Origin of the sequence: Geminocystis sp., assembly GCF_041753295.1 — a bacterium.
GTDB lineage: Bacteria > Cyanobacteriota > Cyanobacteriia > Cyanobacteriales > Cyanobacteriaceae > Geminocystis.
Map to the genome: position 1 here is coordinate 1 of NZ_JBGSUU010000012.1, position 8,186 is coordinate 8,186.

Sequence of the window (8,186 nt, forward strand, 5' to 3'; positions counted from 1 at the left end):
TAGCTAAATATTGGAATAACTGTGAAATAATTTATCCAGAATCTATTAAATGTAAATTTAGAGAAAAATTATCTCAACTTAACCAAATTTATTCATTACATAATTAGTTATATTTTAGACTAAAATCAGCTACAGTACCCCGATTATGGTTATCCCTTATTCCTGATCTTAATAAGTTAGATTGTTGAATCATTTTAGATTACTGATTAATATTTTTAAATTTATTTTCCTAATCCGTTGTTAACAGGTCATTCCAAATCAGTTCATAGTTCAACACTAATTCATCGAAGGTTGATGCAACATAAGTTTCCTGATCTTCTTTTGATGCTTTGCTGGTATTATAAATATTTCTGAGTAAATTATAGTTACTTTTTTCCATGATTATCTCTTAATAATTAGTTAAAAATTGTTCTGCTTTTAGTTTGAGTTTATCCCCTTCTAAAATGAGCATATCAATATAATTTTTTAAATTAATATAGGGTTGTCTCAAATTAATTTTATCTGCTTGAATTGCCCTCCTTGTGGACTGTCTAATTTGACCTGCTAGTCTCTTTTTTCCAAATAAGTCTAATCCCACAGAAATTAAACTATCAGGAGTTGATTGAGATGCAGTTTGATTGATTTGCTTTATCACTAAATTAACCTCTTTTTTAATCGCTCTTAATTGTTTTTGAATGAGATTAATCTGCTTTATTTGTAACTTTACTGATGAAAGATTATCTAAAGTTAGTTTTAGCTGATTTTGTAGCTGATTTATACTTGATTGAATAACTGTTATATCCATAAATTTACCCCTTATTTCTTACGAATCATAATGCACTCATAACTAGCTGAAACACTATATGAACCAGATGTTGCTCTACGACAATCTGTTGCTTTCCATCCTAATTGACCATATTTATTCATTTCTTCATCAAAGACATAATCAGAGGGTGAAACAACTTGATATTCGTACTTTTCTGGGCTATTTGTTTGACTGTTTAATTGATTTAATTGACTTAATTGTTCAGAATCATTAGAGTTTAATATTCGCAATAAACTATATTGTTTATTAGCATAAAATATATTAAATGCAATGCCTAACATAAATAAACCAATAACAATAATTAAACTATTTTGCATTGTCTTTATTTGTTTTTGTAATTCATTAACATTATTAGTAGAATTATTTTTCTGAATTTCACTCAGTTTTTGATTAACTTTTTTCAGTTCATTCACTATTAATAAATTATCCTGATTATTAGGTACAGAAGTATTATTTTCCATTTATTTTGGTTATTATTTTAATGGTGGTAAAGGAGACAAATCTTTTTGTAATAGTGGTAATGGTCTAGTTTCTTGAGGATTATTAATTTCTATTCCTATAATCGGATTACCACAATTATTTAGTTGTCCAGATAAATTTTTATCTACTGTCATTTCTAAATTGTCCAAAGCATTAATTATGGATACGGCAAATCCTAATCCTTGTATTCCAGCCCCTCCTATTCGAGCATTAACTACTCCTACCACTTCTCCATATTTATTTAAGAGTGGACCACCTGAGTTACCTGGATTAACGGCGGCATCTGTTTGGATTAAAGTTTGACTTTCTGTTTCTCGAATACCGCTAACTATTCCTCTAGTGATAGTATTACTAAGAGAGAGAGGATTACCGATAGCAATTACACTTTCTCCCAGATTAGGATATTTCTGATAACAAATAGGTAATGGTTTTAATTGAGCTGATAAATTACCAACAGATAATACGGCTATATCAGCATTAGTATCTCTACGAACAACCACAGCTTCAACTTTAGTTTTATCGTAAAATGTAATCTGTGCTTTATTACTACGACTAACTACATGACGATTAGTAATGATAAGACCGTTTTTTGTCAGAATAAAACCAGTAGCATCTCCAAAATTAGTTTGAACTTTTACCACAGACGGAATAATATTACTTATTAATTTTTCTAATTCAGCTTCTTGTTGACTTACTGGAATTAATGCAATTTTATCGTTGATTGAGTTACTAGCTAAAGAATCTACAAGAGAATATAATTTTGTGAGTTGATTAACCGTTCCCCCACCAATATCATTATTTAATGTTTTATTAATGACTATCCTCATATTTCTGTTGCCTTGTAAATTCTGAAATGCTTTTCTTAACTGAGGACTGACAGGAAAAGTACCATTATCACCGTAAAGGGTAAAAACATCACTACCTAAAATAATATCAATAGTTTCACCGCCTTGTTGAACTTGTGTTGCACCTAAACAGCCTAAAATACCATCACATCTATCTTTACGATAAAGAAAAATATCAATTTCATCATAGGTAAATCGAGTAATTACTCCTAATTCCGTACCCGCAGTTATCCAACCACCATATTTCTGATAGTTTTTATCAAATACAACATAATAGTTACCCAAAGAATTATTTACTTTTACTAATTCAGAAAAGGGTACATCGGGGTCACTCGTTCGCCAATCGTTTTCAATATTTATCTGTCTTATTTGTTGTGAAAAAGTCGGAGGAATAACTGTTAAAAAACTAATGGAAGCTGTTAATAACACTATTACTGAACGACAAAACTTATTCATAGTAAATTCTTTATAAATCTTTCTATTTAGTTATCAGTAGAAAATCTCTTATTTATGCAGTAATCTTTAAAATTCTTTTTATGCTTTCTTTTTGATACCAAAGATATGCTGTGCGATAAAATAAATTATGGCTGTTCATTATCTGCATAAGCGATACGAAAAGCAGAATACAATAATCCAAAGGTAATAGTAGTCTGTCAACTTTGAATTGAGGGATAAAGTTTCTTGAGTTTAATACGAGCATCATCCGTAGTAAATCTCCAATCAATTGAATTTGACTTTTCATTTCGACTTTTTTCCCATGTCGCAATTTCTTGTTTCAAACTATCCATATCCGGAATACGACGAGCCAGACACTGACGATTTAAAACACTCAACTCAATTTCTGCCATATTTAACCAGCTACCATGTTTGGGAGTATAATGAAATTCGAGTTTATCTAAAATTTTCTTGGCTTCTTTTGGTTTAAAAGCCTTGTATAAAGATGCTTTTACATGAGTATTGAGGTTATCTTGAATTACTATAATTTTTTCAGCATTGGGATAACATTCATCGACTAAATATTTCATCTGTTGACCATAGTCAATCGCTGTTCTGTGTTGTGTTACTTCTACATGTCGCCAACCTTGTAACGGTTCAAAAAACATAAACATATTTGCCACTCCATTACGTTCATATTGATAGTCGTAACGCTCTTTTTGTCCAGGTTTTGCTTCTATTTTTTCTTTGACTTCTTTGACTAACTGTTTACAACTCTCATCAAAACAAACCCATGGATTTTGAGAATCATACTCACGGTGATAAATATCCAAGACATCTTCCATGGAACAGACAAATTCACTATTAGACTTTGGCGGAATCACCCATGATTCATTCAGCCATGGTTTCAATTCGTTTTTTTTTATGTTTTTCGAATAGTTTCTCTCGATACTTTTTCCACATATTGAAATTCCACCATTTTGTCTGCCAGCATTTGAAGTGTCCATTTTGCTTGTCCCATGGGGCTTTCACTACAAGCCATTGCAATTAGATAAGCTTCTTTTTCACCATCAATAATTTTAGGACGACGATTTGTTTGTTCCCGTCTATTTAAAGCCGACTCCATTCCTTCTTGTACAAATCTTTGTCGTACTCTCTCTATGGTGGCATGACTAATATTTAATGATTCACTGATTTGAGCATCCCTATAACCCCCTTTTTTCTGATTAATATCTGCTAACAATAATATTCTAGCGTGATTCATTTTGTATGCTGCTATTTTGCCTTTCTTAACTAATCCCTCCAGTTCTGCTCTTTCTGAATCGGTTAGGTCCACAATATATTTTTTCTTCGGCATTTTTTTGTCTAAAGATTTAAGATTTTCTTCCAGATTAGCTCTTTTTTATCCCTCAACACAAAATTGATGCTCTAGTAGGTCTAGTTTACTTTCTCAGATAAAAATAAAATCTAAAATATTTTATTGTCTAATTAGCAAATATTTTAACCTTGATTAAATATCCTTTTTTAAGTAATTATAAATCCCTACTTTGAAACAGCCCTAGCCCCCCTTTTTTTTAAACTGAAAATAAAAAATAGGTTATTCACAAATCATTTAGGATTGCCATAGTGTATAATTAAATCAGAAAATTAAATAGAACTTACACAGAAAGTTCAAGGTCGGCAACCATCTCTCTTTTCTGATTCAAGGAAAAGGCATTACGAGAATTCTTTCTGAATCAAATCTTCACGACTAAAAAGGAGAGAGCTATCATGCCGATCGAAAAACAAGAATTACAATTATTAAAACTAAAAGTTCCCCAAAATTTAAAAGAGGAGCTAAAAATATTATCTGTTTTAAAAGGGCTAACTATGAGTGAGACGGTTAGGCAATTAATTACGGATACTTGCCAAAAATATCACTCTGAAATTGAAGAAATCAGAGAAAGAAAAGCCCAGTTAAAATCAGAAAAAAAATAGGACGGTACCACAGATATGTAAGTACCGTCCTATTTGTGTTTGAGCTACTGAAAAAAAGACTTTCCTAGAAAAATTCCTAGAAAGTAGTTCAATTAGAAGAAAAAAAGTAGCTCAACCATTGATTTTAAAGGCTTTTAAATAAATAGAGTTACGACCGTCGGCAGGTCATAACCACCAGAGTACCTCCTTATATTCTCTATGGTTACAAATCAAAAACGTACCAATAAGTACCTGCTAATTTTGCTTTTTCCTAGAAAAAATATCACTCCATCAATCTAATGCAAATAACAAAAAATATCATGAAAAAACAAGAAGTTAAAATCAAAATTGATCCCCACAACAACATACAATTTTATATTCCGAGTGAATACGCCCAAATTCATTTTGGTAAAAAACAAAAATATCTTAGTTTCGGAGCTAAAAATACAGCTTCTTCTATGGCAGAGGCTTATACTACTCTTAATATTCTTCAAAATGACTTGGAAACTGGGGCTTTTAGTATTCTCAATCTTGATAAATATAAACATTCATCTAACAGAGAAAAAATTGATTATGTTCAGGTTGAGCAGCTAAATTTACTAGAACTGTTCGATCGTTATGTTAAATATTACTCAGCTTTTATCACCGTCACAACCTTGAAACGATATAGAGTAATATACCGAAACAGTCTTCTTGATGTAAAAGACATTAATGTTTTTACAGAACAAGGTCAATTAAAAATAGCGGAGCACTTGATTGAAAATAGAGGCAAAACTACACAATATAAATTATTAGGTACTCTAGATCGAATGATTGAATGGGCAAAAGAAAATTCTCTGATCCCCCGTAATATTCCCAATAATTTTCCTTCTCATCGTGGCAAAGCCTCTAAATTGCCGAAAAAAAAACGAGAGCAAATCTTATTCTTGAAAGACGTACAAGATAGACAATTAGAATATGGGGCGTGGACTATCGAAGAAAGAAATTTAATCATCGAAACAATTTTGACAAGAAAGATAACAAATAAATTTTTCTCTCAAATAGATGTTAGAGGATTATTATATGAATTTTTGTTTTTAACAGGAGCTCGACCTGAAGAAGCATTTGCTTTAAATTGGGGTAATGTAACGTCTAAAAACGGTTTAACTTATATACGCATAGATAAAGTATATACTGATGGTTGTCTAATAAACAAAACTAAAAATGGCAAAGTAAGAAATATCCCATTACAACCACGAGCGGCTGAAATTATTGAAGAACTTAGAGCTGCTTACTCAAAATTAGAAATTAATATGGGCAAAGATGATCTAGTTTTTCGCAATGCCAGAGGTGGTTATTTGAGAATAACCTACATAAGTAAAATTTGGCGAGGAGATGTACCTAAAAACAAAATTGGTTGTGTTCCTCAATTAGTAATAGACGGGAAACTTCCTTACTATATTGAACCTTATAGCACCAGAAGAACCTTTATTTCTCTGGAACTTCAAAGTGGTGCAGATCTTAAAAGTGTAGCTGATTATGTGGGAGATACTTCAGAAACTTTGCTAAAGCACTACTATTTCGGGAACAAAAACTATATTCCTAAAATCTAAAAAATACAACCTATAGTTTTCAAAGTCGAGATCAGCGTAAATAAAAAATAAGGATAGGAGTAATACAAATACTTCTATCCTTTTAACTTGAATTACAAGTATTTATATACTATTAATAAGAGTCTGAGAATAAAATTTTTCAAACTCGAATTCACTTTTCCTTTATTCTATATATAAAAAACTACCTCGGACAAAGGTAGTTCTATCTAATATCTTAATTAATACTATTATGACAAATTTCACGATCGTTCCCTCTGGAATTGCCCCCTTAAGTCAGCCTATTGATGATGTTTACAACGGGTTACTTGCTTCTCAGCATAAACAAATTACTAGAAATACTTACAGACTAGCTCTAAAACATTTTGCTAATTTCCTTACTACTGGTACTGTGAGCAAGGGTAAAAAGATTGATTTAGTTGAGTCTCAAGTCAAATTGATTTTACTCCAATACTTAACTTTTGATGCTAAAACGGCTAATGCCTATCTAGGTAGTTACCAAAACATAATGATTGAGGCTGGTTTAGCTCCAAATACCATTAATGTTAAGTTAGCCTCGGTTAAAGCTCTCGTTAAATTTGCTTTTGATTATGAGCAATGTAACTTTTTATTGGATAAGGTTCGATGTCTATCCCCTGAAATTTATCGAGATACTAAGGGCACATCCCCTGAGAATATCCACTTAATTTTATCTGGTATTGATCAGCTATCGGTATCAGGGAAAAGAGATTATGCTATTTTAAGATTACTTTGGGACAACGGCTTAAGAAGCAGGGTTTTTTCAAAGTCGGGACAAAATTTAAAAAAAGATGGATTTTTTGGTTATACAATCGACCATGTCCATCTTATTTTTTGTTTATTTAAAATAAGTTATGAACATTTTATTTCAGGTTTTTCGCTTTGTCAAAGATTTTCGCTCAAAGAGAGGGCAAAGATATGAACTATCTACTATTTTAACTATTATTTTCTCTGCTTTTTGCTGTGGTTCTTCTACATATCAAGAGATTTATCAATTTAGTCAAGAAAATGCCCAATTTTTTATTGATTTTCTCAATATCACTTCTAGAAAACTACCTTCCTACAGTACCATTAGAAGAGTGATTATGGGTCTTGAAGAAGAGGATTTCTTCTCAATTTTTTACCCGATGATTGATTCAAATTATGACCACGAAGATGTACCAGATTATATTGCTATTGATGGTAAAACTTTAAAAGGTACTGTGACTAATTATAAGGAAAAAAGTCAAAATACATTAAACGTTGTTTCTGCTTTTAGTTGTGAGGAAAACTTAATTATTGATTATCGAAGTTTTGAAGGAAAAAAAACCTCAGAAGTCACGGTAGTAAAGGAATTGATCAAACAAATTCCCTTAATTAACAAAGTATTTACTCTCGACGCAGCCCATTGTAACAAAGAAACAACACAAATCATTATTGAACGTTGTAATGATTATATAATTACGGTCAAAAAAAATCAAATTAAACTGTTTGAAGAATTAGAATTAATAAGGAAAAAAGAACAAGCTATCAGTAATTATCTCAAAAAAGATTTTAGTCACGGTCGTAAAATAACAAGAGTCGTATCAGTATTTGATGGTCAAAAAATTCAACATAAAAATTTTCAACACCCTCAAAGTATTATCATGATAGAGAGAAGTGGAAAAAGAGGAAAAAAAGAGTAGGTAGTAAAAGTATATTATATTAGCAGCAAAAAAGAAACAGCAAAGACATTTGCACAAAAAATACAAAGTCATTGGAAAATAGAAAATATGGTACATTGGGTAAAAGATGCCATTTTTAAAGAAGATAAGCGGAGAATAAAATGTAAAAAAAGTCAAAATAAAATGTCATTAATAACAAGCATAATTATTAATTTTTTGAGAATAATGGGTTTTGAGTCAATAAAACAGGGAATTGATTGGTTTAGAAAAAAATGGAAGATACTATTACTAAATCCTGACATAATTTAAGGAAAAATAGTAAGTAATAATGAGAAAAATAGAGAGGAAAAAAGTCTATAATGTAGTAAAAACAGGATAGACAGAGATCTACATGGCAAAAAATTGAAAAATAAAG

At 30.9% G+C, this 8,186-nt stretch carries 7 protein-coding genes and 1 pseudogene; 4 read left to right on the forward strand and 4 right to left on the reverse strand.

Translation table 11 applies throughout. The features are described from left to right. Positions 1-388: 388 nt before the first annotated feature. From ACEW8E_RS00750 to ACEW8E_RS00765, 4 genes are all read right to left on the reverse strand, one after another. Positions 389-784 (reverse strand): hypothetical protein, encoded by a 396-nt coding sequence (locus ACEW8E_RS00750; RefSeq protein WP_373478430.1) that lies wholly within the window; start codon positions 782-784, stop codon positions 389-391. 11 nt (positions 785-795) lie between these two features. After that, positions 796-1,266: a hypothetical protein gene (locus ACEW8E_RS00755; protein WP_373478431.1), complete on the reverse strand. Its 471-nt coding sequence runs from the start codon at positions 1,264-1,266 to the stop codon at positions 796-798. A 12-nt stretch (positions 1,267-1,278) separates the two neighbouring features. Then, the gene (locus tag ACEW8E_RS00760; RefSeq protein WP_373478432.1) at positions 1,279-2,586 is read right to left on the reverse strand and encodes a S1C family serine protease; all 1,308 of its coding nucleotides are present in this window, start codon (positions 2,584-2,586) and stop codon (positions 1,279-1,281) included. Between the two features lie 197 nt (positions 2,587-2,783). Continuing rightward, positions 2,784-3,922 (reverse strand): IS630 family transposase gene (locus ACEW8E_RS00765; protein WP_373478433.1). Its coding sequence is split into 2 segments (ribosomal slippage): positions 2,784-3,490 and positions 3,490-3,922, totalling 1,140 coding nucleotides; the frame shifts between segments, so codons are not numbered across the junction. Between the two features lie 413 nt (positions 3,923-4,335). Here ACEW8E_RS00765 and ACEW8E_RS00770 point away from each other — a divergent pair. The 4 genes and pseudogenes from ACEW8E_RS00770 to ACEW8E_RS00785 all read left to right on the forward strand — a co-directional run bounded on the left by ACEW8E_RS00770 (position 4,336) and on the right by ACEW8E_RS00785 (position 8,080). Beyond that, positions 4,336-4,542 carry a hypothetical protein gene (locus tag ACEW8E_RS00770; protein ID WP_373478434.1) on the forward strand — a complete coding sequence of 69 codons (207 nt, stop codon included), beginning with the start codon at positions 4,336-4,338 and terminating at the stop codon, positions 4,540-4,542. A 278-nt stretch (positions 4,543-4,820) separates the two neighbouring features. Further along, positions 4,821-6,113 (forward strand): tyrosine recombinase XerC, encoded by a 1,293-nt coding sequence (gene xerC, locus ACEW8E_RS00775; RefSeq protein ID WP_373478435.1) that lies wholly within the window; start codon positions 4,821-4,823, stop codon positions 6,111-6,113. A 229-nt stretch (positions 6,114-6,342) separates the two neighbouring features. Further along, positions 6,343-7,050, forward strand: a complete 708-nt coding sequence (locus tag ACEW8E_RS00780; protein ID WP_373478436.1) for a hypothetical protein — start codon at positions 6,343-6,345, stop codon at positions 7,048-7,050. After that, positions 6,983-8,080 (forward strand): annotated as a pseudogene (locus ACEW8E_RS00785) (ISAs1 family transposase). The gene ACEW8E_RS00780 and the pseudogene ACEW8E_RS00785 overlap by 68 nt, the downstream one beginning before the upstream one ends. Positions 8,081-8,186 lie beyond the last annotated feature (106 nt).